We start from the raw sequence: 24,509 nt of genomic DNA on the forward strand, positions 1-24,509 counted from the left end.
CTCATTGAGCCATGAAGCAAAGCAGCCGTCCGGCCGTGAAGCCAAACGTGGTACCCCGGACAACCATTGTTGCGCAGCGAACTGACGAGCTCCCGTGGTCCGGTTGCCGACAGGCGAGGGGTGGTGCCGTGTCGCCGGGCGGGCTCGGCAGCGAACGTCCGAGCAGGATACGACGCACGTAGATGATCCGGGTGCCGCTCCGGGCAACCCGGGTCCGCCGAACGAGTGACCGTGCGGTGAGGAAACTGTGACCGTCCCACCTGCGTGTCCGGCCGTGCGCGGAGGGTGGCCGGAAGCCATCGTCCCCAGGCGCTGTTACGCTGGTAGCCCGTGGACCGGTGGGAGAAGAACCCCGGAACCGCAGCGACGGCGCCGCCGCCGACCCCCGGTACGACCGGGGCGGAGGACGGACGCACCGCACCCCAGACCGCGACCACGGGAGCCCCCTCTTGGCCATGCCGCCCACCGCTTTTCGAAACAGCACAGCCTCGACGACCAAGCACATCTTCGTCACCGGGGGTGTCGCCTCCTCGCTGGGCAAGGGGCTGACCGCCTCCAGCCTCGGCATGCTGCTCAAGGCCCGGGGCCTGCGCGTCGTGATGCAGAAGCTCGACCCCTACCTCAACGTCGACCCCGGCACGATGAACCCCTTCCAGCACGGTGAGGTCTTCGTCACCAACGACGGGGCCGAGACCGACCTGGACATCGGCCACTACGAGCGCTTCCTCGACCGTGACCTGGACGGCACCGCCAACGTGACCACCGGGCAGGTGTACTCGGCCGTGATCGCCAAGGAGCGGCGCGGCGAGTACCTGGGTGACACCGTGCAGGTCATCCCGCACATCACCAACGAGATCAAGCACCGCATCCGCCGCATGGCGACGGACGAGGTCGACGTCGTGATCACCGAGGTCGGCGGCACCGTCGGCGACATCGAGTCGCTGCCGTTCCTGGAGACCGTCCGCCAGGTCCGGCACGAGGTCGGCCGCGACAACGTGTTCGTCGTCCACATCTCGCTGCTGCCCTACATCGGCCCTTCGGGTGAGCTGAAGACCAAGCCCACCCAGCACAGCGTCGCCGCCCTGCGCAACATCGGTATCCAGCCGGACGCGATCGTGCTGCGCTGCGACCGCGAGGTGCCCACCGCGATCAAGCGCAAGATCTCGCTGATGTGCGACGTCGACGAGGCCGCCGTGGTGGCCTGCCCCGACGCCCGCTCCATCTACGACATCCCCAAGGTCGTCCACACCGAGGGCCTGGACGCCTACGTGGTCCGCAAGCTGGACCTGCCGTTCCGCGACGTGGACTGGACGACCTGGGACGACCTGCTCGACCGCGTGCACAAGCCCGAGCACGAGATCGTCATGGCCCTGGTCGGCAAGTACATCGACCTGCCCGACGCCTACCTCTCGGTCACCGAGGCGCTGCGGGCCGGCGGCTTCGCCAACCGGGCCCGCGTCAAGATCAAGTGGGTCACGTCCGACGACTGCAAGACCCCGGCCGGCGCCAAGGCGCAGCTCGGCGACGTCGACGCGATCTGCATCCCGGGCGGCTTCGGCGAGCGCGGTGTGACCGGCAAGGTCGGCGCGATCGAGTACGCCCGCGAGAACAAGATCCCGCTGCTCGGCCTCTGCCTGGGCCTGCAGTGCATCGTGGTCGAGGCCGCCCGCAACCTGGCCGGCGTCGGGGACGCCAACTCCACCGAGTTCGACCCCGCCACCGCCCACCCGGTCATCTCCACCATGGCCGAGCAGCTGGACATCGTGGCCGGCGAGGGCGACCTGGGCGGCACCATGCGACTGGGCATGTACCCGGCGAAGCTGGCCGAGGGCTCGATCGTGCGCGAGGTGTACGACGGCAAGGAGTACGTCGAGGAGCGGCACCGCCACCGCTACGAGGTGAACAACGCCTACCGCGCGGAGCTGGAGAAGAAGGCCGGCATCGTCTTCTCGGGCACCTCCCCGGACGGCAAGCTCGTCGAGTACGTCGAGTACCCGCGCGAGGTGCACCCCTACCTGGTGGCCACCCAGGCCCACCCGGAGCTGCGCTCCAGGCCGACCCGTCCGCACCCGCTCTTCGCCGGGCTGGTCAAGGCCGCGGTCGAGCGGAAGACGTCGAAGTAACACACCAGTTGTACGGTTGGCCGGGGCACGCGCACTCGACGGCGCGGGCCCCGGCTTTCGCGTACGTCTGGAAGGGCGGGTCACCGATGACGGGCAGCACGATCAAGGACGTTCCCGAGGAGTGGGAGATCCGGGGCAGCCGGACGCCCTTCCGGGGCAAGAAGACCTCGGTGCGCACGGACGACGTGGTCATGCCCGACGGCTCCGTGACCTCCCGCGACTACCAGGTCCACCCCGGTTCCGTGGCCGTCCTCGCCCTGGACGGCGAGGGCCGGGTGCTGGTCATCCGCCAGTACCGGCACCCCGTGCGGGAGCGGCTGTGGGAGATCCCGGCCGGCCTGCTCGACGTCCCCGGCGAGAACCCGCTGCACGCCGCCCAGCGCGAGCTGTACGAGGAGGCGCACGTCAAGGCCGAGGACTGGCGGGTGCTGACCGACGTCTACACCACCCCCGGCGGCTGCGACGAGGCCGTACGGATCTTCCTGGCCCGGGACCTGTCGGAGGCCGCGGGCGAGCGCTTCGAGGTCGAGGACGAAGAGGCCGACATGGAGCTGGAGCGGGTGCCCGTCGCGGACCTGGTCCGGGGCGTGCTCGCGGGGGAGCTGCACAACAACTGCCTGGTCGTGGGCGTGCTGTCGCTGGTCGCCGCTCAGCAGGGCGACGGCCTCGACGCGCTCCGCCCGGCCGGGGCGCCGTGGCCCGCCCGCCCCTTCGAGGCCTGAGGGCCCCTGAACCGTCGCCGGTGTGACGATCGGTTGATCCGATCGGGGGATCCGTCCGCCGCGCTCCGCCGGGAACGTCGCAGAGCGTGAACTAGGCTCGGAAACGCCCGAACCGGGCTTCCGGCGGGCACCGGCGTGCGGTGGGATCGGGAGTGTGGCCCGTGACGGATCAGGCGGTGGACACGGACGGCGTACGACTGTCTCAGGAGCCTGCTGAGGAGCGCGGATTCCTGGGCCGCACCCGGGAGTTGAAGGAGCTGCGCGCCGACATCGAGCGCGCGGGCCTGGACACCCTCTCCGGCCGCAAGGCCCCTCGCGCGCGCGTCCTGCTCATCGCGGGCCGGCCCGGCTCGGGGCGCACCGCGCTCGCCGAGGAACTGGCCGCCCAGGTCGCGCACGACTACCCGGACGGGGTGCTGCGGGCCCGGCTGAGCGAGCCGGACGGCACCCGGGTGCCCGTCGACCGCCTCGCCCGGGACCTGCTCGCCGAGCTGGACCGCACGGCGCCGCCCGGGGCCGACGAGGACGACCTCACCGAGGCCCTGCGCACCGCGCTCGCCGAGCGCAGGGCCCTGCTGCTGCTCGACGCCGTCGCGGACGCCGAACAGGTCGACGCGCTGCTGCCGGACACCCCGGGCTGCCTGGCCGTCGCCGTGGCCGAGGGGCCGCTGACCGGCATCTCGGACGTCCGCCCGTGCACGCTGGGCGGGCTCGACACCAAGTCGGCCGTGGAGCTGCTGTCCCGCCACACCGGCTCGGTCCGCGTCACCGTCGACCCCCGGGCCGCCGAGCAACTGGTCGAGCTGTGCCAGGCGCAGCCCGCCGCGCTGACCCTGGCCGGCGGCTGGCTCGCGGCCCGCCCCCAGTCGGCCGTCGCCGACCTCGCCAAGCACCTGCACGCCGAGCACGAGGAGGCGGACGCGATCGGCCGCGTATTCCGACTCGTGTACGCGTCCCTGCCCGGCGCCGCCGCCCGGATGCTGCGGCTGCTCTCCCTCGCCCCGGCCGGCCTGGTCGACCCGCACACCGCCTCCGCGCTCGCCGGCTGCTCCGTGAGCGGCGCCCGCGCCACCCTGGACGACTTCGCCGCCCTCGGTCTGCTGCGGGCCGTCGACTCGCCGCTGCCCGCGTACGAGGTCCCCGGGTGCCTGCACGACCGGCTGGACCGCCTCGCGCGCAAGCACGACCGGCCCGCCGAGCTCCAGCTGGCCCGCGCCCGGATGCTGGAGCGGACGGTGCGGCTGCTGCAGTCCTGCCGGGCGGTCACCGAGACCGACAGCCCGCAGGCCCGCGAGAAGCTCCTCGCCACGCCGCGCGACCTGCGCTTCCCGCACCCCGGTGCGGCCGCGGACTGGCTGCGCTCCCGGCGCCCCGCCCTGCTCGCCGCGGCCCGTCTCGCGGTCGCCGACGGGGAGCTGGACACCCTCGCCCGCCGCCTGATGTCCCAGCTCGTGCGGGCGATGGTGGCCCACTTCGGCACCCGGGCGGCCGCCCCCGACCTGTACGGCATCCACCGTCTCGTCCTCGACGTGGCCGAGCGCCGCGAACTGCCCCGGGAGAAGGCGGCGGCCCTGCTGAACCTGGCCGACCTGGACGCCCGTACCGGCCGTACCGCCGAGGCCCTGGTGCGCTACCGGGCCGCGCTGGACGCCGGACGCGAGGCGAACGACCCGTATGCGACCGGCCGCGCGATGGAATCCGTGGGCGGCGCCCACCTGGAGCTCGGGGACTACGACCGCGCCGCCGACTGGTTCGGCCGGGCCCTCGCCCAGCGCCTCGCCCGGGACGAGCGCGCCGACGCCGCCCGCGTCTGGGGCCGGGTCGCCACCGCCCACACCTACGCCGGACGCTACGGCGAGGCGGTGCGGTCCTGGCGGGCGGCCGTCTCCGGGTACCGCAGGACCGGCGACGTGGCCGCGCACGCGCGGGCGCTGTCCGAGCTGGCCCGGGTCCAGGAGTACGCCGGGCGCCCCGAGGAGTCGCTGCGCACCTGCCGGGAGGCGGTCGACTGGGCCCGCCGGGCCGAGGACGTACGGCTCCAGGCCGCCCTCCACCTGCGGCTCGCCGACACGCTCGACCGGCTCGGCGACCCCACCGCGGCGGGCCTGGAACGGGGTGCGGCCGAACGAATGCTGAGGGAAGATGCCGCAGACGCCTGCGAAATCCGCAGCGCAGCGTCTGAAGATTAATGCTTTGAAAGGCTAGACAGAGAGAACGCCTTCATTAGACTGGCTGTGCCGCACGTTCTCCTGCGGTCTCTCCCGGTGTGCCCATGCTTGAGTGGGTATGCCTTGTAATAGCCCACTCTCTGAGCCAAGGACCGTGATCCACGTGAAGGTCGGCATCCCCCGCGAGGTCAAGAACAACGAGTTCCGGGTGGCCATCACCCCCGCCGGCGTGCACGAGCTGGTGCGCCACGGTCACCAGGTCGTCGTCGAGCGCGACGCCGGCGTCGGCTCCTCGATCCCCAACGAGGAGTACGTCGCGGCCGGTGCGCGCATCCTCGACACCGCCGACGAGGTCTGGGCCACCGCGGACCTGCTCCTGAAGGTCAAGGAGCCGATCGCGGAGGAGTACCACCGCCTGCGCAAGGACCAGACGCTCTTCACCTACCTGCACCTGGCCGCGTCCAAGGAGTGCACGGACGCCCTCATCGAGTCCGGCACCACCGCCATCGCCTACGAGACCGTCGAGCTGCCCAGCCGCGCCCTGCCGCTGCTGGCCCCGATGTCCGAGGTCGCGGGCCGGCTGGCCCCCCAGGTCGGCGCCTACCACCTGATGGCGGCCAACGGCGGCCGCGGCGTGCTCCCGGGCGGGGTCCCCGGTGTGCTCGCGGGGCGGGCCGTGGTCATCGGCGGCGGCGTCTCCGGCTGGAACGCCGCGCAGATCGCCATCGGCATGGGCTTCCACGTGACCCTGCTCGACAAGGACATCAACAAGCTCAAGGAAGCCGACAAGATCTTCGGCACGAAGATCCAGACCGTCGTCTCCAACGCCTTCGAGCTGGAGAAGGCCTGCCTGGAGGCCGACCTCGTGATCGGCGCCGTGCTGATCCCGGGCGCCAAGGCCCCGAAGCTGGTCACCAACGAGCTGGTGTCCCGGATGAAGCCCGGGAGTGTCCTTGTCGACATCGCGATCGACCAGGGCGGCTGCTTCGAGGACTCCCACCCGACCACCCACGCCGAGCCGACCTTCCCGGTCCACAACTCGGTCTTCTACTGCGTCGCCAACATGCCCGGTGCGGTGCCCAACACCTCCACCTACGCGCTGACCAACGCCACGCTGCCGTACATCGTGGAGCTCGCCAACCGCGGCTGGGCCGAGGCGCTGCGGCGCGATCCCGCGCTGGCCAAGGGCCTCAACACCCATGACGGCAAGGTCGTTTACAAGGAGGTCGCCGAGGCGCACGGCCTGAAGCACGTCGAGCTGGCCTCGCTGCTCGCCTGACCTGCCCGACCCGTCGGCCCGGCCGCTCCGCGCGGCCGGTAAGTCGGCTAAGTCATCAACCGGGAAAGGCGATACGTCAACAGTCGTCGTCAACCCCGCACACCCGGCCGGACCTTGCCCGACAAGGTCCGGCCGGGTGTGTGTATGGTCACTTTGCGATTCTCGGTCAACTCGCCTCGAACGTAACGCTTCAACCGATTCGCGCACCGGTGAAACCTGCTGTGCGACGGCCGTACGCCCTTGACAGAGGGATGTTTCATTGCCGACACATCGGGCCGGGTCCGGCGGATTGTGTTGCTGCGGACGGCCGACACGCCATAGAGTCGCCGAACGTCGGCATGGTGCCACGCTGACCTGTCTAGAAGTTCCCTGGTCACCAAGGAGGTAAGACGACTTGTGAATGAGTCGACATTTACTCCCGGGGGTGGTCAACCAGGAATGCCGGCACGAACCCACGGTCCCGGGCAACTCGAGGCTGTCGGCTCCGTAGCTGTACGCACCTCCGCAGCCGACCACCAGAGTCCGCAGGCAACTCGGACAGCACACATGAGTATGGATGGCCAACACGTGAACGCCATGGCCGGCGACGGAAGTGGCGCGCCCCGCAACCACTTCGCCGACTACGACGAACTGCCCGAGGGGCACTTCTACGACCCGGACGCGGAGTACGAGCCGGATCCCGAGTACGCCGCCACGCTCGCGCCCGACGCGGCCCGCCAGCGCCGTGAGCGCATCGGTCCGACCGGACGCCCGCTGCCGTACTTCCCGATCCCCGGCCCGCTGACCGAGCACGGCCCCGCCAAGATCATCGCGATGTGCAACCAGAAGGGCGGCGTCGGCAAGACCACGTCGACCATCAACCTGGGTGCCGCGCTCGCCGAGTACGGGCGCCGGGTGCTGCTCGTCGACTTCGACCCGCAGGGCGCGCTGTCGGTCGGACTCGGCGTCAACCCGATGGAGCTCGACCTCACCGTCTACAACCTGCTCATGGAGCGGGGCATGGCGGCCGACGAGGTGCTGCTGAAGACCGCGGTCCCCAACATGGACCTGCTGCCGAGCAACATCGACCTGTCGGCGGCCGAGGTGCAGCTGGTGAGCGAGGTCGCGCGCGAGTCCACGCTGCAGCGGGCACTCAAGCCGCTGATGGACGACTACGACTACATCGTGATCGACTGCCAGCCCTCGCTCGGCCTGCTCACGGTCAACGCGCTGACCGCCGCGCACAAGGTGATCGTGCCGCTGGAGTGCGAGTTCTTCGCGCTGCGCGGCGTGGCGCTGCTGACCGAGACGATCGAGAAGGTCCAGGAGCGGCTCAACCCCGACCTGGAGCTCGACGGCATCCTCGCCACGATGTACGACTCGCGCACGGTGCACAGCCGTGAGGTGCTCGCGCGGGTCGTCGAGGCGTTCGACGACCACGTCTACCACACGGTCATCGGGCGCACGGTCCGCTTCCCGGAGACCACGGTCGCCGGTGAGCCGATCACCACGTACGCGTCCAACTCCGTCGGTGCCGCCGCCTACCGCCAGCTCGCCAGGGAGGTGCTCGCCCGGTGTCACGCCGAGTGAGTCTGCCGGGGGCCGACGAACTCTTCCGTACGACAGGGGGAACGGCGCTCCAGGCGTCCACCCCGCGGCGACCGGCGGGCGGCGAGGCCCGGGTGCCGGCCCCGGCGGGGGAGAGCGACCAGGCCGCCGCCGAGGACGCACCGCAGTCGGTGCCCGCACAGGGCGGTGACGGCGAGGGCGCGGAGCACGCCGCGGCGGACGCGGAACCGGGTCCGGCGGGCGAGTCGCGCACCCGGGGCACGGAGCGCTCCGCACGGGGCTCCGAACCGGGAACGGCGGCGCAGGAAGGTTCTGCCGCTCAGGGCGGCGACCGGTCACGCAAGCGCGGCAGGGCCGCCGCACGCCGCCCCAGCGGGCGGGAGCGTCACGACGAGAAGATCACCGTGTACGTCTCCGCCGAGGAGCTGATGGACCTGGAGCACGCTCGCCTGGTGCTCCGCGGCGAGCACGGCCTGGCCGTCGACCGCGGCCGCATCGTCCGCGAAGCGGTCGCCGTGGTCCTCGCCGACCTGGAGAGCCGCGGGGACGCCAGCATCCTCGTACGACGGCTGCGCGGTCGGTAGCGGTAGCCTGCGGGGGCCATGACCTCGAACGACGCCCCCACCCCCGGCAGCGGCCCGCGCGCCGCCCGCCGGCGTGCGCTGGGCAGGGGCCCCGGGGAGCGAGTGGCTCCGCCGGTGACCGGGGAACCGTCCGCGGACGCCGACCTGCCGGCTTCCGCCGACCTGCCGGCTTCCGTCGATCTGCCGGCTTCCGCCGACCTGTCGGCCTCCACCGGGACCGAGGCGTCGGCCGTACCGGAGGCGCCCGCCCTGCCGCAGGCGCCCGTCGTACCTGAGGCGTCCGTCGTACCTGAGGCGTCCGTCGTACCTGAGGCCGCGCACTCCGACCGCCCGGCCGTACCGGCTCCGGGAGGCGCGGTGGTGCCCCCTGCGGGCCCCGGGCAGTCGCGGCCCCCGGCCGGCCCCCGGACCGGGACTCCTCCCCGACCGCCCGCCGCCCCGGCGGAAACGGAACCGCAGGGGGAACCGGAGCCCGTGGAGCCGGAGCACGGCGACGGTGTGTTCAAGGTGCGGCTCGCCAACTTCGAGGGGCCGTTCGACCTGCTCCTCCAGTTGATCTCCAAGCACAAGCTGGACGTCACCGAGGTCGCGCTGTCGAAGGTGACCGACGAGTTCATGGCGCACATCCGGGCGATGGGGCCGGACTGGGACCTCGACCAGACCACCGAGTTCCTGGTGGTCGCGGCGACCCTGCTCGACCTCAAGGCGGCCCGGCTGCTGCCCGCCGCCGAAGTCGAGGACGAGGCCGACCTGGCCCTGCTCGAAGCCCGCGACCTGCTCTTCGCCCGCCTGCTCCAGTACCGCGCGTACAAGCGGATCGCGGACATCTTCAACGAGCGCCTCGACGCCGAGGCCCGCCGCTACCCCCGTACCGTCGGCCTGGAGCCCCATCACGCCGAGCTGCTGCCCGAGGTCGTCATCAGCATCGGCGCCGAGGGTTTCGCCAGGCTCGCCGTCAAGGCGATGCAGCCCAGACCCAAGCCGCAGGTGTACGTCGAGCACATCCACGCGCCCCTGGTCAGCGTGCAGGAGCAGGCCGGGATCGTCGTCGCCCGCCTGAGGGAGCTGGGGGAGGCCAGCTTCCGCGTGCTGGTCCAGGACACCGAGGACACCCTGACCGTCGTCGCCCGCTTCCTCGCCCTGCTGGAGCTGTACCGGGAGAAGGCCGTCGAGCTGGACCAGGAGACCGCGCTCGGCGACCTGCTGGTGCGCTGGACCGGCGGCGACGGGGACGCCCAGCCGACGGTCACCGACGAGTTCGACCGGCCGCCCGAGGTGCCGAAGGAGGAGCAGAAGGCGTGAGTGAGCAGACCGCGCGGCGGAGCACGGAACCGGCCCCGGACGCCACGGAGGCCGCGGAGCCGGCCACGGAGGCCGCGGGCGACCCGGAGGGTGTCGCCGGGCTCGACCTGAAGCCCGCGCTGGAGGCCGTCCTCATGGTCGTCGACGAACCCGCGACCGAGGAACAGCTGGCGAAGATACTGCAACGGCCCCGGCGGCGGATCGCCGACGCCCTGCGCGAGCTGGCCGACGAGTACGCCGCCCAGGGCCGCGGCTTCGAGCTGCGCCTGGTCGCGGGCGGCTGGCGCTTCTACAGCCGGGCCGAGTACGCCGCCGCCGTCGAGGGCTTCGTCCTGGACGGCCAGCACGCCCGCCTCACCCAGGCCGCGCTGGAGACCCTCGCGGTCGTCGCCTACCGCCAGCCGGTCAGCCGCAGCCGCGTCTCGGCGGTGCGCGGGGTGAACTGCGACGGCGTGATGCGCACCCTCCTGCAACGGGGCCTGGTCGGGGAGGCGGGCACGGAACCCGAAACAGGTGCGATCCTGTACGTGACGACGAACTACTTCCTGGAGCGGATGGGCCTGCGCGGCCTGGACGAACTCCCGGAGCTCGCGCCCTTCCTCCCGGAGGCGGAGGCGATCGAGGCCGAGACGCTGGAAGGGGTCCCGTCGTTCGATCCGGACGCCCCGGAAGCCGGGGACGCAGACGACAAGACGGAATTTTGATGCGAAGCAGCAGCGGCAGGAACAGCAGCGGAAACAACGGCGGGAGCCGTGGTGGCAACAGCGGCGGCCGCGGCGGGAGTGGCGGTGGCAACAGCGGCGGCCGCGGCGGGAGTGGCGGTGGCCGCGGCAACTACCGCGGCGCCGGCAACGACCGCGACGACAAGCAGGGGGGCCGTCCCAAGAAGCCGCGCCCGGAGGAGCGGCGCTACGACGTGGGCCCCGGCGCCACCAAGGACGGCCCGAAGTCCGGCCGCGGCCCCTCGGCCCGCGGCGGTGCGAAGGGCGGCCCGAAGCGGCCCCAGCAGCGCGGCCGCAGCGCCCCGGCCACGTCCCGCGAGTACGAGACGCGGGCCGAGGAGCGCAACCGCGAGCGGTACGCGGGCAAGAAGGACGTCAAGCTGCCCAAGACCTTCCCCGGCGCCGAGCAGGAGGGCGAGCGGCTGCAGAAGGTCCTCGCGCGCGCGGGCTACGGCTCCCGGCGTGCCTGCGAGGAGCTGATCGAGCAGGCCAGGGTCGAGATCAACGGCGAGATCGTGCTGGAGCAGGGGCGCCGCGTCGACCCGGAGAAGGACGAGGTCAAGGTCGACGGCCTGACCGTGGCCACGCAGTCGTACCAGTTCTTCTCGCTGAACAAGCCCGCCGGTGTCGTCTCCACCATGGAGGACCCGGAGGGCCGTCAGTGCCTCGGTGACTACGTCACCAACCGCGAGACCCGCCTCTTCCACGTCGGCCGGCTCGACACCGAGACCGAGGGCGTCATCCTGCTCACCAACCACGGCGAGCTGGCCCACCGCCTGACCCACCCCCGGTACGGCGTGAAGAAGACCTACCTCGCGCACATCGTGGGCCCGATCCCGCGCGACCTCGGCAAGCAGCTCAAGGACGGCATCCAGCTGGAGGACGGGTACGCGCGCGCCGACCACTTCCGGGTCGTCGAGCAGACCGGCAAGAACTACCTGGTCGAGGTCACCCTCCACGAGGGCCGCAAGCACATCGTGCGCCGGATGCTGGCGGAGGCGGGCTTCCCCGTCGACAAGCTGGTGCGCACCGCCTTCGGGCCGATCACCCTGGGCGACCAGAAGTCGGGCTGGCTGCGCCGCCTGTCCAACACGGAGGTCGGGATGCTCATGCAGGAGGTCGAGCTCTAAGGGTTCCGGGAGCCGCGCGGCTCCGAGGGTTGTGCCACGCACCCACCTCTCTTTATAGTCTTGGTGACTATTAAGGGGGTGGGTGTTCGTGCACGGTTACGACAAGCACGCCTTCGAACCCTTCGCCGTGACCGTCGACCTCGCCGTCCTCACACTCCGCGCGGGCGGGCTGCACGTGCTGCTCGTCGAGCGGGGCCAGGAGCCCTACGCGGGCCGCTGGGCACTGCCCGGCGGCTTCCTGCTGCCCGAGGAGTCCGCGGAGCGGGCGGCCCGCCGGGAGCTGGCCGAGGAGACCGGCCTGGCGGACGTGACCGGGCTGCACCTGGAGCAGCTGCGGACCTACAGCGACCCCGGCCGCGACCCCCGGATGCGGGTCGTGTCCGTCGCCTTCACCGCCCTGCTGCCCCGTCCCCCCGAGCCGCGCGGCGGCGGTGACGCGACCGAGGCCCGCTGGATGCCGTACGAGAGGGCCGAGGGCCTCGCCTTCGACCACGACCGGATCCTGGCCGACGCCCGGGAGCGGGTCGGAGCCAAGCTGGAGTACACCTGCCTGGCCACCGCCTTCTGCCCGGACGAGTTCACCCTCGGCGAGCTGCAGCAGGTCTACGAGACGGTGTGGGGCACGCCCCTGGACCGGCCCAACTTCCGCCGCAAGGTCCTCGCCACCCCCGGCTTCGTCGAGCCCGTCCCGGGCGCCGCCCGTCTCACCGGAGGCCGCGGCAAGCCCGCCGCCGTCTACCGCGCGGGGCCGGCCACCGCACTGCACCCACCGCTGCTCCGCACCCCTCGGGAAGGACGCCCCGCATGACCACGACCACCGGCACCGAGCGCGCCGCCACCGGAGCGCTCACCGGGCTCGCCCTCGGCGACGCGCTGGGCTTTCCCACCGAGTTCAACGACGTCCCGGCCATCCTCGCCAAGTGCGGCCCCTGGCGGGAGATGGCGCTGCCCCGGCCCGCGATCGTCACCGACGACACGCAGATGACGCTCGCGCTGGGCAAGGGGCTGCGGACGGCCATGGACCGGGGCGTCCTGGCGCCCGAAGGGATGACCGAGCCGGTACGGCAGGAGTTCATCGCCTGGAACCGCTCACCGGAGAACAACCGGGCCCCCGGCAACACCTGCCTCAGGGCCTGCGGACTCCTGGAGCGAGGAGACCGCCCCTGGCAGGACGCCAGCCAGATCCACTCCAAGGGCTGCGGCGCCAACATGCGCGTCGCGCCGGTCGGCCTCATACCCGGACTGAGCGACGAACAGCGCGCGGGCGCCGCCCAGTTGCAGTCCGCGCTCACCCACGGCCACCCCACCGCGCTCGCCGCCTCCGACCTCACCGCGCACGCCGTACGGCTGCTGGCCGAGGGCGCCGAGCCGACCGGCCTGGTCGGGCGGCTGCGCTCGTACGCCTACGACAACCGCGCCCGCTACCACGAGCGCTGGCTCGGCGACCTGTGGACCCGCGCCCAGGACCCGACGCCCGAGCACTTCATCGCGCGCGGCTGGGACGAGTGCCTGGCGGTACTCGACCGGCTCCGGGACGCGGTGCGCACCGTGTCGCCCGAGACCGACCCCTGCCTCGCCGTCGGCGAGGGCTGGATCGCGGAGGAGGCCCTGGCCGCAGGACTGCTGTGCTTCCTGCTCTTCGTCGACGAGCCGCTGACCGCCCTGCGCCGCGGCGCCTGCACCTCCGGCGACTCCGACTCCATCGCCTGCCTCGCGGGCGCCTTCGCGGGCGCCCACCTGGGCCCCGACGCCTGGCCGGCCGACTGGGCGGACCGCATCGAGTACCGCGGCGACCTGCTGGCCCTCGGAGCGCTCTGGGACGCCTGAGGCGCGGGCAGCGTCAGTGCTCCCCGGCGCCCCGGCCGCGTACGACGCCCCGCCCGGCTCCGTCGTACGGATCCGGCCGGAGCGCCGAGGCGCGGCGGGCTCGGTACAGGAAGTCCTCGACGCGGCGCCGGTCCGGTCCGGCCGGCAGCGGGCTGCGCCGGGCGGCTTCCTCGCCCTCCCGCGCCAGGCGGGTCATCCGCGACTCCACCTGCGGCCAGGGCACCTCGCCGCGCTTCACGGCGAGCAGCGACTCCCGCTCCTCGCCGACGTCGATGGTCAGAACGCCCGTGCGCAGCAGGTCGCGGGCGCTGGTCAGCAGCCGCAGCAGGTGCATCGCGTGCTTCCAGCGCGGGGCCCCGTGGACGCGCACGTCGGCGTCCAGCTTGTGGCGCTGGCCGTGCGCGTACCGGGTGAACGTCTCGTGGGCCCGCCGGGACAGGAACGCCTCGCGCAGCGCCAGCAGCTCGCGGCCCGTGTCGTCCACGTACTCCACGAGCGGGGAGTGCAGGCACTCCAGGATGTTCGGGTTCGCCCGCAGCGCCAGTTCGCAGAAACGCTCCAGCTCCCAGCTGAACCGCTCCTCCCCGGGGCCCTCCACGTGCGTCGGCGGCTTCTCGAAGCGCCAGTACAGCTCCGTGGGGGCGAGGAAGACACCGCGGCGGTCCGTGTCGCTGTCCCGCGTCGCCAGACCGAAGGCGCGCGAGCCCATGACACAGGCGTAGATCGTGTGGTCGCGGACCAGGGTCTCGGGGTGCATGGCGGGAGCGTACGCGGGCCGGTCACGCCGGGCGGAGTGAATTACCGGCGTCTCAGAGGACGGGCGCCGCGGGCCGGAGCCAGGGGGGCTGACTAGGCTGGACGGACCAAGAGGCGAAACACGCGTCAGCAACGTCAGCAAGGAGCATCGCCGTGGCGGTACGAGCGGTCCGGGGCGCCGTCCAACTGGAACGGGACGAGGCGGGACACATGGACGAGCAGGTCGCGGCCCTGCTGACCGCCCTCATGGAGCGCAACGGCCTGACGGTCGACGACCTGATCAGCCTGTGGTTCACCGCCACCCCCGACCTGCACAGCGACTTCCCGGCCGCCGCCGCGCGCGGGCTCGGCATCACCGACGTGCCGCTGATCTGCGCCCAGGAACTGGACGTCGAGGGCGCCATGCCGCGCGTCGTCCGGGTCCTCGCCCACATCGAGTCCGACCGGCCCCGCGCCGAGATCGCCCACGTCTACCTCGGTGCCGCCGCGGCCCTGCGCAAGGACATCGCCCAGTGAGAACCGCACTCGTCATCGGCACCGGCCTGATCGGCACCTCCGCCGCGCTCGCCCTCACCGCGCGCGGCGTCACCGTCCACCTCGCCGACCACGACCCCGGGCAGGCCCGCACCGCCGCCGCGCTCGGCGCCGGCACCGACGAGACCCCGGACGGGCCGGTCGACCTCGCGATCGTCGCCGCCCCGCCCGCCCTGGTCGCCGACGTGCTCGCCGACGCCATGGCCCGCGGCGCCGCCCGCGGCTACATCGACGTGGCCAGCGTCAAGGGCGGCCCCCGGCGGGAGCTGGAGGCACGCGGACTCGACCTGTCCGCCTACATCGGCACGCACCCCATGTCCGGCCGCGAGAAGTCCGGGCCGCTGGCCGCCACCGCCGACCTCTTCGAGGGCCGCCCCTGGGTGCTCACCCCGACCCGGGACACCGACACCGAGGTGCTGAACCTCGCCCTGGAGCTGGTCTCGCACTGCCGCGCGGTGCCCGTGGTGATGGACGCCGACGCCCACGACCGTGCCGTGGCCCTCGTCTCCCACATGCCCCACCTGGTCTCCAGCATGGTCGCCGCGCGCCTGGAGCACGCCGAGGAGGCCGCCGTACGACTGTGCGGGCAGGGCATCCGCGACGTGACCCGGATCGCCGCCTCCGACCCCCGGATGTGGATCGACATCCTCTCCGCCAACCCGGGTCCGGTCGCCGACCTGCTCACCGACGTCGCCGCCGACCTGGAGGAGACCGTACGAGCCCTGCGCGCCCTGCAGTCCGCCGACGAGGACAAGCGCCGCGAGGGCGGCAGCGGCATCGCCGAGGTGCTGCGGCGCGGCAACGCCGGGCAGGTCCGCGTCCCCGGCAAGCACGGCTCGGCCCCGCGGGCCTACGAGACGGTGGCCGTCCTCATCGACGACCAGCCCGGCCAGCTGGCCCGCATCTTCGCGGACGCGGGACGGGCCGGGGTCAACATCGAGGACGTACGCATCGAGCACGCGACCGGACAGCAGGCGGGTCTGGTGCAGCTCATGGTGGAGCCGAAGGCCGCCGCCGTCCTCACCGCGGCCCTGAAGGAGCGGGGCTGGGCGATCCGCCAGTGATCGCGGTCCCGGACGCCTGTCGGAGGTGCGTCGGCGGCCCGGTAACCTAGACCTGTCCGACGATTCCCGCCTGCCCGGCCGGGCGGACGACGGAAGATCGTCGGACAGGCCCTGTCGGGACGCGCTCGCGCCCCGCACACCACCCACCGCACCGCACCAGGAAGGTGTCCCCTCGTGGAAAACGGCGCCGCCCCGACCGTCCCGGCCGTGATTGTCGCCATCGACGGTCCCTCCGGCACGGGCAAGTCGAGCACGTCGAAGGCCGTGGCCGCACAGCTCGGCCTGAGCTACCTGGACACCGGTGCGCAGTACCGGGCGATCACGTGGTGGATGGTCAGCAACGGCATCGACACCGACGACCCGCACGCCGTCGCCGCCGCGGCCGGCAAGCCCGAGATCGTCTCCGGCACCGACCCGGCCGGCCCGACCATCACGGTCGACGGCGTGGACGTGGCCGGCCCGATCCGCACCCAGGAGGTCACCTCCAAGGTCAGCGCGGTCAGCGCCGTACCCGAGATCCGCGCCCGGATCACGGAGCTGCAGCGCTCCATCGCCGCCGCCGCGCCGCTCGGCATCGTCGTCGAGGGCCGCGACATCGGCACCACCGTGCTGCCGGACGCCGACCTCAAGATCTTCCTCACCGCCTCGGCGGAGGCCCGCGCCGCCCGCCGCAGCGGCGAGCTGAAGGGCGCCGACGTCAACGCCACCCGCGAGGCCCTGATCAAGCGGGACGCGGCCGACTCCAGCCGCAAGACCTCCCCGCTGGCCAAGGCCGGCGACGCGGTCGAGGTCGACACCACCGCCCTCACCCTGCCGCAGGTCATCGAGTGCGTCGTCACCCTCGTCGAGGAGAAGCGGGCGGGGAAGTGACCGCATCCTCCGCAGCGCCCGTCCCCTCGGAGAAGGGCGCCGAGGTCGGCCGGCGCATCGGCGTCGGCCTGATGTACGGGCTGTGGAAGCCGCGCGTGCTCGGCGCCTGGCGGGTGCCCGCCACCGGCCCGGTGATCTACGCCGTCAACCACTCGCACAACATCGACGGCCCGATGGTCATGGGCGTGGCGCCCCGGCCGACGCACTTCCTGATCAAGAAGGAGGCGTTCGTCGGTCCGCTCGGGCGCTTCCTGACCGGCATCGGCCAGCTGAAGGTGGACCGCCACTCCGCCGACCGCACGGCCATAGGGCAGGCGCTCGGTGTGCTGGCCGACGGCGGCGTGCTGGGCATCTTCCCGGAGGGCACCCGGGGCGAGGGCGACTTCGCCTCGCTGCGGGCCGGGCTCGCCTACTTCGCGGTGCGCAGCGGTGCCCCGATCGTCCCGGTCGCGGTACTGGGAAGCACGGACCGGCCCGGACGGTTGATAAAGGCGCTGCCCCCGCTGCGCACCCGCGTCGACGTCGTCTTCGGTGACCCTTTTGATGCGGGCGACGGCAGCGGGCGGCGCACCCGCAAGGCGCTGGACGAGGCCACCGAACGCATCCAGAAGCAGCTCACCGCGCACCTGGAAAACGCCAGGCGCCTCACCGGGCGCTGAGTGACACTTGAGTAGTGGATCACCCGGTACAGGGGTGCACCACCGATCACCACGATGAACGAGGTACGGACTTCATGAACGACCACATCCACTCCGAGGGCTCGGGCGAGGAGCACGACCACGGGGCGCTCGGCGACGCCGAGTACGCGCAGTTCATGGAGCTGGCCGCCGAAGAGGGCTTCGACATCCAGGAGGTCGAGGGCGCGATCGAGGAGGCCGGGCACGGCCCGCTGCCCGTCCTCGCCGTCGTCGGCCGCCCCAACGTCGGCAAGTCGACCCTCGTGAACCGCATCATCGGCCGCCGCGAGGCCGTCGTCGAGGACAAGCCCGGCGTCACCCGCGACCGGGTCACCTACGAGGCCGAGTGGGCCGGCCGCCGCTTCAAGGTCGTCGACACCGGCGGCTGGGAGCAGGACGTCCTCGGCATCGACGCCTCCGTGGCCGCGCAGGCCGAGTACGCGATCGAGGCCGCCGACGCGGTGGTGTTCGTCGTGGACGCCAAGGTCGGCGCCACCGACACCGACGAGGCGGTCGTCCGGCTGCTGCGCAAGGCCGGCAAGCCCGTCGTGCTGTGCGCCAACAAGGTCGACGGCCCGAGCGGTGAGGCCGACGCCTCCTACCTGTGGTCGCTGGGCCTGGGCGAGCCGCACCCGGTCTCCGCGCTGCACGGCCGCGGCACCGGCGACATGCTGGACCGCGTCCTGGAGGCGCTGCCCGAGGCTCCGGCGCAGACCTTCGGCACCGCCGTCGGGGGCCCCCGCCGCATCGCGCTGATCGGCCGCCCCAACGTCGGCAAGTCCTCGCTGCTGAACAAGGTGGCGGGCGAGGAGCGCGTCGTCGTCAACGAGCTGGCCGGCACCACCCGCGACCCGGTCGACGAGCTGATCGAACTGGGCGGCGTCACCTGGAAGTTCGTCGACACGGCGGGCATCCGCAAGCGCGTCCACCTCCAGCAGGGCGCCGACTACTACGCCTCGCTGCGCACCGCCGCCGCCGTCGAGAAGGCGGAGGTCGCGGTGATCCTCATCGACGCCTCCGAGTCGATCTCGGTCCAGGACCAGCGGATCGTCACCATGGCCGTCGAGGCGGGCCGCGCGATCGTCGTCGCCTACAACAAGTGGGACACCCTCGACGAGGAGCGCCGCTACTACCTGGAGCGGGAGATCGAGACCGAGCTGGGCCAGGTGGCGTGGGCGCCGCGGGTCAACGTCTCGGCCCAGACCGGCCGCCACATGGAGAAGCTGGTCCCCGCGATCGAGACCGCCCTGGCCGGCTGGGAGACCCGGGTCCCGACGGGCCGGCTCAACGCCTTCCTCGGCGAGCTGGTCGCCGCCCACCCGCACCCCGTGCGGGGCGGCAAGCAGCCGCGCATCCTCTTCGGCACCCAGGCGGGCACCAAGCCCCCCCGGTTCGTGCTCTTCGCCTCGGGCTTCATCGAGGCGGGCTACCGGCGCTTCATCGAGCGCCGGCTGCGTGAGGAGTTCGGCTTCGAGGGGACGCCGATCCACATCTCCGTGCGGGTGCGCGAGAAGCGCGGCGCGAAGAAGAAGTAGGACCTACCGCCACGCGAGAGGGCGCCCCCGGCCGGGGGCGCCCTCTCGCGTCATTCGTCCTGCCCTCAGGTGCCGGACCGCGGGGCCGGCGGCAGCGCGGCCGGAACGTGCGTGCCGCTGACGCGCTGCCACACCGACTGCTGGCCGACGCGGGCGCTCTGGGCCCCCGCGCTGTAGGCGCTGTAGCCACTTCTGCCGCGCGGGATGCTCCGGAAGGCCGTGAACCCCAGCTCCTCCTCACCGCTGCGATCGCCCGGCAGCGATCGGAAGGACCGGACGTACTCGGCGTAGAGCGCGTCGTAGATCGGCGTGGCCGAGGGGCCGCCGTGGCGGTGGAAGGCGTCGTATGCGTACACGTATGTCCAAACGACCTCGCGCGGGAAGGGATGCGGCCCGGGGGACGGCCGTCCGGCAGCAGCGTGAACGGGCTCAGGTCCCGGCCAGCGGCAGCGCCGCCGCGACCAGCTGGCCGTTCGCCGCCGCCTTGTCCAGCGCGTCCCGCAGCAGGTCCTCGCGCGGCTGCCGGCCGATGGACCCGACGGGCGCGGCGAACATCAGCACCTGCTGGTGCTTGTTGGCCGCCGTGCGCCAGCCCTCGGTGACCTGGAGCGGCTGGTGCGCCTGCCACCAGGCCACCGGACGCCCGCCGGCCGCCCCGGGCTGCAGCACCGCGTGCAGCTGGCCCATCGCGAGCAGGACGGACCAGCCGTGCAGCACGGCCGGCGCGGTCACCAGTTCGGTGACCGGCATGAAGCCCTGCTCGATCATCAGCGGCAGGAAGTCGTCGCCCGCACCGGCCGTGCCGGGCCGTGCGATGGGGGCGGTCGGCTCCACCACGAGGGCGGGGTGCAGCTCTCCGGCGATCAGGATCAGCCCGCTGGTCACACCGAGCACGGCCTGCTCGGGCGAGGCCTTCTGGGGCGCGGCGGCAGCGGCCTCGGAGCGGGCCTGGTCGGCGCTGATGGACCGCACGGCCCCCTGCAGCTGCTCCTCGGTGACCTTGACGACCTGCGAGGGCAGGCAGCCCGCGTGGGCGAAGGCGAGCACGGCGGTCTCGTCGCCGATGAACAGGACGGTGCTGGTGCGCTCCTGCTCACAGTCGCCCGGGGTGCGGCAGGACGTGCAGTCGTAGCTGCCCGGGGCGGACTCCCCGGCCAGCAGGCGGTCGGCTTCTTCGTCGCCGATCTCGGCGCGTACGTCGTCGCTGACGTCGAGCATGCGCGGCACGGGTGGCTCCCTCGGGATGCGGTGCGTGGCCGGACCGGGTGGCTCCCGGGCCGTGGTCCGGGCGGGTCCCGGCTCATGCATGGACAACGGGGGACCGGTGGCGGGAGTCACGCCCCATGGCCAACGGAATCGAACCATGCGGCGCCCACCAGCGCTCGGGGGCCGCCGTCGTCCTGCCCGCCCCAAGTCGGGTGCTGTGTACAGGGATTGGGGTGGAGAGGCGTACCGGATCCCTCGTGGCCAGGAGTCGACAAATCAGGAAATCAGCGAATGAACCGGGTGACCGGAAAGCGTCGTCGCACGTCGTCGTCGGGCGTTCGCGCGGGTCGTGACCACATCGCAATCGGACACGGACAACCAGAGGGCGGGGTTCCGGGTCTCACTGGGCGACGAGAAGCCCAGTGGAGGAACCGCACCGCATGATGCCGCCGGCCCCGCTGGCCGCCCCGCTGCGCGCCGACTGCATCGGCGACTCCGCGGGCGGTCTGACCTTCGACGTCGCCGCGCGCCGAAACACCGGGGCGGCCCTGCTGATCCTGCGCCGCCGCGGCGCCGACGGCGACGATGCCGCGGACACGGTCAGCCTGCCGCTGGCCCCTGCGGCCGAGGGCCGGCTGCGCGCCGCGCTGCCCAGCAGCGTGTCCCTGCCCGAGGGCCGCTGGGACGCCTACGCCCGCCTGTCCGGCGGCGGGCCGCGCCGTCTGGTGCCCGGCGTGACCGACCTGCGCTCCCTCGCCGAGCGCACCCCCAGCGGGCTGCTCGGCCACGTCGCCGTCCGCATCCCGTACGCCACCCGGCAGGGCAACCTCACCGTCCGCAGCTGGCTGCGCGCCCCGCACGCCGAGGCGGTGGAGCTGGTCCTCGCCGACAGCGGCCTTACCGTGCGCGGGCGGGTGTACGGCACCCAGCTCGCGCCCGGGGCGTACGCCGCGCTGCGCGCCCGGCCCGGGGAGGGCGGGGGCGACGGTGTGCGCCGGCTGGACGTCGCGGCCGGGCGGACGGAGTTCGCCTTCACCGTGCCCTACGACGGCTTGGCGCCGGGCTTGTGGGACCTGTGGCTGCGGCCCGCCGGCGACTCCGGTCCCGCCGTGCGGCTCGCGCGCCTGCTGGACGACATCGCCGACAAGAACCCCGTGTTCACCTTCCCTCGCGCCCGCGTGCGCACGTCGCGCGGCCCCGGGGAGGCCGGGCCGTACTACACCGGTGACAACGACCTCTCACTCGTCGTCGCCCCGCTGGAAGCCCGACCGGCCTGACCCCGCATGTCCGATGTCGGATTAGCGTAAGCGCCTCACGATCTCTTCCGCAGAGGGTTCGCGAAAGCGCGTTCGGGAGTGCTCGGGCCCGGAATGCGGTGTGCCGCCTGTGCGCCCCGCGCGCCTTTTCCGTCCGCTTATTCCGGCCAGTACCGCGACGCGCGGAAATTCACCTGGGCCGCGTGCGGAACACGGGTGAATCCGCCCGTTCGGGTGAACGTGTTTCATCAAAACGCCGCGCATGATCCTGTGACAAAGATGTGACCGTAGGTGCATCAGGGGCACGTGTTACCGGTGCGGGCTTCCCCGCTCCCGGGGCAGGGCATAACGTGGCGGTATGGCACCGATTCCGACACCACCGGCCGAGCCGCAGGACAGTCCGGACACCTACGTCGGCCTCGATCCCGACGCGGCCGAACAGCGGGCGCGGGAGCGCGGCTGGTCCACGGTGCGGTCCCTGGCGCCCGGCACGGTCATCACCATGGAGTACCGCGTGGGCCGCCTGAACCTCGAGGTGAAGGACGGCCGGGTGTCCCGCGCCTGGAAGGGCTGACGCCCGCCGTCAGCCGCCCGACACGGGGCGTGCGGCCGGAGCGGAGCTGCGCGGATGACGGTCGGCGTGCGGCGGCCGGCGACTGGCGGCCGGGGTGACCGGCGTACGGTCCGAGCGGGTCGTGTGCGGGCCCGCGGCCAGGTACACCGGGGGCCGGGCGGTGCGGGCCGTGGCGACCGGCTCGCAGGCCGGTGCTTCCGGTCGGCCGGAAGCGGGCGGGGCGGCGGGTGCGGGACCGCCTACCGGCCGCCGTGCCGTCCTGTCGCGGCCGCGAGAGGCGGACCAGCGGTCGCGCAGACCGAGGATCCACGCCTCGGCGCGGGCGATCAGCGGTTCGAACCAGGGGAGCGCCAGCAGGATCAGCAGTCCCGCCGCCCAGCCGAGGACCACGTCGCTGAGCCAGTGCGTACCGAGGTAGACGGTGGACATCCCCACCCCGAGCGAGGTGACCGCGGACAGCGCGGACAGCCAGCGCCGGGCGCGGTGCGTCGCGGCCAGGTAGGCGAGGATGCCCCAGGTGACGACGGCGTTCGCGGTGTGACCGCTCGGAAATATATCGCCGCCGAGCCACATCTCGTTGGCGCCGATCGTGGTCGCGTAGTGCGGTCCCAGCCGGCCCATGCCGTACTTGGCGGCGCCGACCGTGATGTTCAGCAGCAGCAGGGAGACGCCCAGCGCCAGCAGCGGACGCAGGGTGTGCTGCCGCCAGGAGCGCCAGCCGAGCCAGGAGGCGACCATCACGGCGGTGGGGCCGCGCTGGCCGAGCACCACGTAGTAGTCGACGAACGCGTGGATCTGCGGCCACTGCTGGTAGGGCCGGAAGAACATGACCTGCCAGTCGAGCCGGACCAGCCACGAGGTGATCACCACGGCCCACACGATCGCGACGTAGAACGCGAGGGTCGAAGCGAACAGCACGAGCCTGTGCCGGGACATCTCCGGCGCGTCCAGGAGCTCCGGTCGTTCCGGCTCCCGGTCCAGTCTCGCGAACACCCGGTCCAGACGGGTGGGCTTCCGTTCGGTACGCACCCAATCGACGTTACAGCGAGTGAGGAGTGATCCCCGACGAATCAACGGCTTTGTGATGACGATGTGATGTGGGATTCCTCTCAGGCGGGGCCCTATTTCCGGGTAATCCGCAATGGCGATCGGCTGCGGACTTCAATTCCTTTGATCTGTCCGGCCGGCGATTTTATCCCGCTTATGAATGCGTTCACCGAATGCTGGTACGGAATTGACCCGCCGGCTACCGGCGGCTACCGGCGGGCCGGAGCCGGTCAGGGCGGCCCGGAGCCGTTCAGCCAGAAGGCCCCGTAGACCGCCGACGCCGCCGCGACGCCGCAGACGACCAGCGCCGACCTGGCGGTGCGCAGCCGGGCCAGGCCCACGGCCGGCGGGAACAGCAGCGGGAACGCGGGCAGCAGCAGCCGGGGCTTCGAGCCGAAGTAGCTCGACGCGCACAGGGCGAGCACGGCGACGAGCCCCGTGTACACCAGCAGCGGCAGCGGCTGGCCCCGCCGTACGCCCACCAGGTACAGCCACACGAGCAGTGCGACCCCCACGGTCAGTGCGACGCCCGCCAGGGCCCCGGGGAACGACGTGAACCGGCCGGCGACGAAGCGGGCGAAGGCCACGCCCCCGTCGAAGCCGTTGCGCCAGCCGGCCTGCACGTCGAGATAGCCCAGCGGGCCCTTGCCGGTGCGGTGACCGACCCACAGGACGTAACCGGCGGCGCCCAGGGGTGCCAGCACCGTGCCGAGCACGCGGCGCGCGCCGGGCGGGACGCCGCCCTCGCCCCCGTTCCGGTCGCGCACCCACGTCGTGATCGCGGCCGCCCACACCGCCGCCGCCACCGCCAGCCCCACCGGGCGGGTCAGCCCGGCCAGTGCGGCCAGCGTCCCCGCGGTCACCCAGCGTCCGGTCAGCACCGCGTACAGCGACCAGGCGGCCAGCGCGGTGAACAGGGACTCGCTGTACGCCATCGACTGCACGACGCCGACCGGCAGCACCGCCCACAGCAGCACCGCGCACCCGGCGGCACGGCGGCCGTACACGTGGTCCGCCACCGCGAAGATCCCCCAGGCGGCGGCGAGCGAGGCGACCAGGGAGACGACGAAGCCGGCGTCCGCGTACGACAGCGGGGTCACCGCGGCGCCGAGTCGCTCCAGCCAGGGCAGCAGCGGGAAGAAGGCGAGGTCGGAGTGCACGTCGCCGTCCGGGAGCCGCACCTCGTAGCCGTACCCCTGCTCCGCCACCCTCGTGTACCAGAGGGAGTCCCACCGGGCCGTGAGCAGCGTGTACGCGCTCTTGTCGCGCGCGGCACTCCACAGGGCCAGGGTGAGCAGGCCCAGGGCGCGTACGGCCGCGTAACCGAGCAGCGCCGGGGCGGCCCGGCGCAGGGCACCGGACAGGCCCGGGGCGACGGAGCGGCCCGCGGTGCGCGTTGCGAGATCGGTCACGGGCTCGATTATCTGCCGGGTGCGAGGGCGGTCGCGTCGCCGGGGCGGGCGGGACCGTGACCGCAGTGGCGCATGCCACACGGGTGCCGAGGGATGCGTGAGGCCCGCCACGTGTGCGATGCACGGTCTCGCGTACTCTGGCGAGTCACTCGCGTTCCGTTGCACGGGCCGGA

Annotated in this window: 23 protein-coding genes; 18 read left to right on the plus strand and 5 right to left on the minus strand. The window is 72.7% G+C overall.

Annotated features, from left to right (window positions below; all coding sequences use genetic code 11):
- The first annotated feature begins 455 nt into the window (after positions 1-455).
- The 11 genes from EV562_RS18360 (at position 456) to EV562_RS18410 (ending at position 13,405) form a co-directional block, all read left to right on the plus strand.
- Entirely contained in the window at positions 456-2,123 is a 1,668-nt protein-coding gene (locus EV562_RS18360) for a CTP synthase (protein WP_133888211.1), read from the plus strand.
- An 86-nt stretch (positions 2,124-2,209) separates the two neighbouring features.
- Positions 2,210-2,845, plus strand: coding sequence for an NUDIX hydrolase (locus EV562_RS18365; RefSeq protein ID WP_133887894.1), 636 nt, complete (start codon positions 2,210-2,212; stop codon positions 2,843-2,845).
- A 161-nt stretch (positions 2,846-3,006) separates the two neighbouring features.
- Positions 3,007-5,034: a tetratricopeptide repeat protein gene (locus tag EV562_RS18370; RefSeq protein WP_166661863.1), complete on the plus strand. Its 2,028-nt coding sequence runs from the start codon at positions 3,007-3,009 to the stop codon at positions 5,032-5,034.
- A 133-nt stretch (positions 5,035-5,167) separates the two neighbouring features.
- Positions 5,168-6,292 carry an alanine dehydrogenase gene (ald, locus tag EV562_RS18375; protein ID WP_133887896.1) on the plus strand — a complete coding sequence of 375 codons (1,125 nt, stop codon included), beginning with the start codon at positions 5,168-5,170 and terminating at the stop codon, positions 6,290-6,292.
- 438 nt (positions 6,293-6,730) lie between these two features.
- Positions 6,731-7,861, plus strand: a complete 1,131-nt coding sequence (locus EV562_RS18380; RefSeq protein WP_166661864.1) for a ParA family protein — start codon at positions 6,731-6,733, stop codon at positions 7,859-7,861.
- Positions 7,846-8,424 (plus strand): hypothetical protein, encoded by a 579-nt coding sequence (locus tag EV562_RS18385; protein ID WP_166661865.1) that lies wholly within the window; start codon positions 7,846-7,848, stop codon positions 8,422-8,424. The genes EV562_RS18380 and EV562_RS18385 overlap by 16 nt, the downstream gene beginning before the upstream one ends.
- An 18-nt stretch (positions 8,425-8,442) precedes the next feature.
- Positions 8,443-9,726, plus strand: coding sequence for a segregation/condensation protein A (locus EV562_RS35120; RefSeq protein ID WP_166661866.1), 1,284 nt, complete (start codon positions 8,443-8,445; stop codon positions 9,724-9,726).
- Between the two features lie 107 nt (positions 9,727-9,833).
- A complete protein-coding gene (gene scpB / locus EV562_RS18395) occupies positions 9,834-10,430 on the plus strand; it encodes an SMC-Scp complex subunit ScpB (protein ID WP_166661896.1) in 597 nt (198 codons plus the stop codon).
- Positions 10,430-11,578 carry a pseudouridine synthase gene (locus EV562_RS18400; RefSeq protein WP_133887898.1) on the plus strand — a complete coding sequence of 383 codons (1,149 nt, stop codon included), beginning with the start codon at positions 10,430-10,432 and terminating at the stop codon, positions 11,576-11,578. The genes scpB and EV562_RS18400 overlap by 1 nt, the downstream gene beginning before the upstream one ends.
- A gap of 88 nt (positions 11,579-11,666) precedes the next feature.
- The gene (locus EV562_RS18405; protein WP_133888214.1) at positions 11,667-12,386 is read left to right on the plus strand and encodes an NUDIX domain-containing protein; all 720 of its coding nucleotides are present in this window, start codon (positions 11,667-11,669) and stop codon (positions 12,384-12,386) included.
- Positions 12,383-13,405, plus strand: coding sequence for an ADP-ribosylglycohydrolase family protein (locus EV562_RS18410; protein ID WP_133887899.1), 1,023 nt, complete (start codon positions 12,383-12,385; stop codon positions 13,403-13,405). The genes EV562_RS18405 and EV562_RS18410 overlap by 4 nt, the downstream gene beginning before the upstream one ends.
- A 13-nt stretch (positions 13,406-13,418) precedes the next feature.
- Here EV562_RS18410 and EV562_RS18415 read toward each other — a convergent pair whose 3' ends face one another.
- Entirely contained in the window at positions 13,419-14,162 is a 744-nt protein-coding gene (locus EV562_RS18415) for a nucleotidyltransferase domain-containing protein (protein WP_133887900.1), read from the minus strand.
- Positions 14,163-14,314: 152 nt separating this feature from the next.
- Here EV562_RS18415 and aroH point away from each other — a divergent pair, with 152 nt between their 5' ends.
- From aroH to der, 5 genes are all read left to right on the plus strand, one after another.
- Positions 14,315-14,677, plus strand: a complete 363-nt coding sequence (aroH, locus tag EV562_RS18420) for a chorismate mutase (protein WP_061445536.1) — start codon at positions 14,315-14,317, stop codon at positions 14,675-14,677.
- Positions 14,674-15,759, plus strand: a complete 1,086-nt coding sequence (locus tag EV562_RS18425; RefSeq protein WP_133887901.1) for a prephenate dehydrogenase — start codon at positions 14,674-14,676, stop codon at positions 15,757-15,759. Before aroH ends, EV562_RS18425 begins: the two co-directional genes overlap by 4 nt.
- 174 nt (positions 15,760-15,933) lie before the next feature.
- On the plus strand, positions 15,934-16,629 hold the full coding sequence (gene cmk / locus EV562_RS18430; RefSeq protein WP_133887902.1) for a (d)CMP kinase: 696 nt from the start codon (positions 15,934-15,936) through the stop codon (positions 16,627-16,629).
- Positions 16,626-17,288, plus strand: coding sequence for a lysophospholipid acyltransferase family protein (locus tag EV562_RS18435; RefSeq protein ID WP_133887903.1), 663 nt, complete (start codon positions 16,626-16,628; stop codon positions 17,286-17,288). Before cmk ends, EV562_RS18435 begins: the two co-directional genes overlap by 4 nt.
- A gap of 74 nt (positions 17,289-17,362) precedes the next feature.
- Positions 17,363-18,841 carry a ribosome biogenesis GTPase Der gene (gene der / locus EV562_RS18440; RefSeq protein ID WP_133887904.1) on the plus strand — a complete coding sequence of 493 codons (1,479 nt, stop codon included), beginning with the start codon at positions 17,363-17,365 and terminating at the stop codon, positions 18,839-18,841.
- Between the two features lie 65 nt (positions 18,842-18,906).
- Here the strand turns inward: der and EV562_RS18445 are convergent, their stop codons facing one another.
- Together EV562_RS18445 and EV562_RS18450 are read right to left on the minus strand one after the other, a co-directional pair.
- Complete coding sequence (locus tag EV562_RS18445; RefSeq protein ID WP_133887905.1) at positions 18,907-19,197, minus strand: hypothetical protein; 291 nt, start codon at positions 19,195-19,197, stop codon at positions 18,907-18,909.
- A gap of 73 nt (positions 19,198-19,270) precedes the next feature.
- Complete coding sequence (locus tag EV562_RS18450; protein WP_133887906.1) at positions 19,271-20,068, minus strand: hypothetical protein; 798 nt, start codon at positions 20,066-20,068, stop codon at positions 19,271-19,273.
- Between the two features lie 419 nt (positions 20,069-20,487).
- Between EV562_RS18450 and EV562_RS18455 the strand changes: the two genes are divergently transcribed.
- A complete protein-coding gene (locus EV562_RS18455; RefSeq protein ID WP_133887907.1) occupies positions 20,488-21,324 on the plus strand; it encodes a hypothetical protein in 837 nt (278 codons plus the stop codon).
- A gap of 337 nt (positions 21,325-21,661) precedes the next feature.
- Entirely contained in the window at positions 21,662-21,877 is a 216-nt protein-coding gene (locus tag EV562_RS18460) for an I78 family peptidase inhibitor (RefSeq protein ID WP_133887908.1), read from the plus strand.
- Positions 21,878-21,886: 9 nt separating this feature from the next.
- Here EV562_RS18460 and EV562_RS18465 read toward each other — a convergent pair whose 3' ends face one another.
- Together EV562_RS18465 and EV562_RS18470 are read right to left on the minus strand one after the other, a co-directional pair.
- Positions 21,887-22,906 (minus strand): phosphatase PAP2 family protein, encoded by a 1,020-nt coding sequence (locus EV562_RS18465; RefSeq protein ID WP_133887909.1) that lies wholly within the window; start codon positions 22,904-22,906, stop codon positions 21,887-21,889.
- A gap of 248 nt (positions 22,907-23,154) precedes the next feature.
- Positions 23,155-24,336 carry a mannosyltransferase family protein gene (locus tag EV562_RS18470; RefSeq protein WP_133887910.1) on the minus strand — a complete coding sequence of 394 codons (1,182 nt, stop codon included), beginning with the start codon at positions 24,334-24,336 and terminating at the stop codon, positions 23,155-23,157.
- Positions 24,337-24,509 lie beyond the last annotated feature (173 nt).

Source organism: Streptomyces sp. BK208 (assembly GCF_004364245.1).
GTDB lineage: Bacteria > Actinomycetota > Actinomycetes > Streptomycetales > Streptomycetaceae > Streptomyces.

Coding starts and splice junctions, on each gene's coding strand:
- EV562_RS18360 (WP_133888211.1), top strand. CDS start 456: ATGCCGCCCACCGCTTTTCGAAACAGCACAGCCTCGACGACCAAGCAC.
- EV562_RS18365 (WP_133887894.1), top strand. CDS start 2,210: ATGACGGGCAGCACGATCAAGGACGTTCCCGAGGAGTGGGAGATCCGG.
- EV562_RS18380 (WP_166661864.1), top strand. CDS start 6,731: ATGCCGGCACGAACCCACGGTCCCGGGCAACTCGAGGCTGTCGGCTCC.
- EV562_RS35120 (WP_166661866.1), top strand. CDS start 8,443: ATGACCTCGAACGACGCCCCCACCCCCGGCAGCGGCCCGCGCGCCGCC.
- EV562_RS18400 (WP_133887898.1), top strand. CDS start 10,430: ATGCGAAGCAGCAGCGGCAGGAACAGCAGCGGAAACAACGGCGGGAGC.
- EV562_RS18410 (WP_133887899.1), top strand. CDS start 12,383: ATGACCACGACCACCGGCACCGAGCGCGCCGCCACCGGAGCGCTCACC.
- EV562_RS18415 (WP_133887900.1), bottom strand. CDS start 14,162: ATGCACCCCGAGACCCTGGTCCGCGACCACACGATCTACGCCTGTGTC.
- der (WP_133887904.1), top strand. CDS start 17,363: ATGAACGACCACATCCACTCCGAGGGCTCGGGCGAGGAGCACGACCAC.
- EV562_RS18455 (WP_133887907.1), top strand. CDS start 20,488: ATGATGCCGCCGGCCCCGCTGGCCGCCCCGCTGCGCGCCGACTGCATC.
- EV562_RS18460 (WP_133887908.1), top strand. CDS start 21,662: ATGGCACCGATTCCGACACCACCGGCCGAGCCGCAGGACAGTCCGGAC.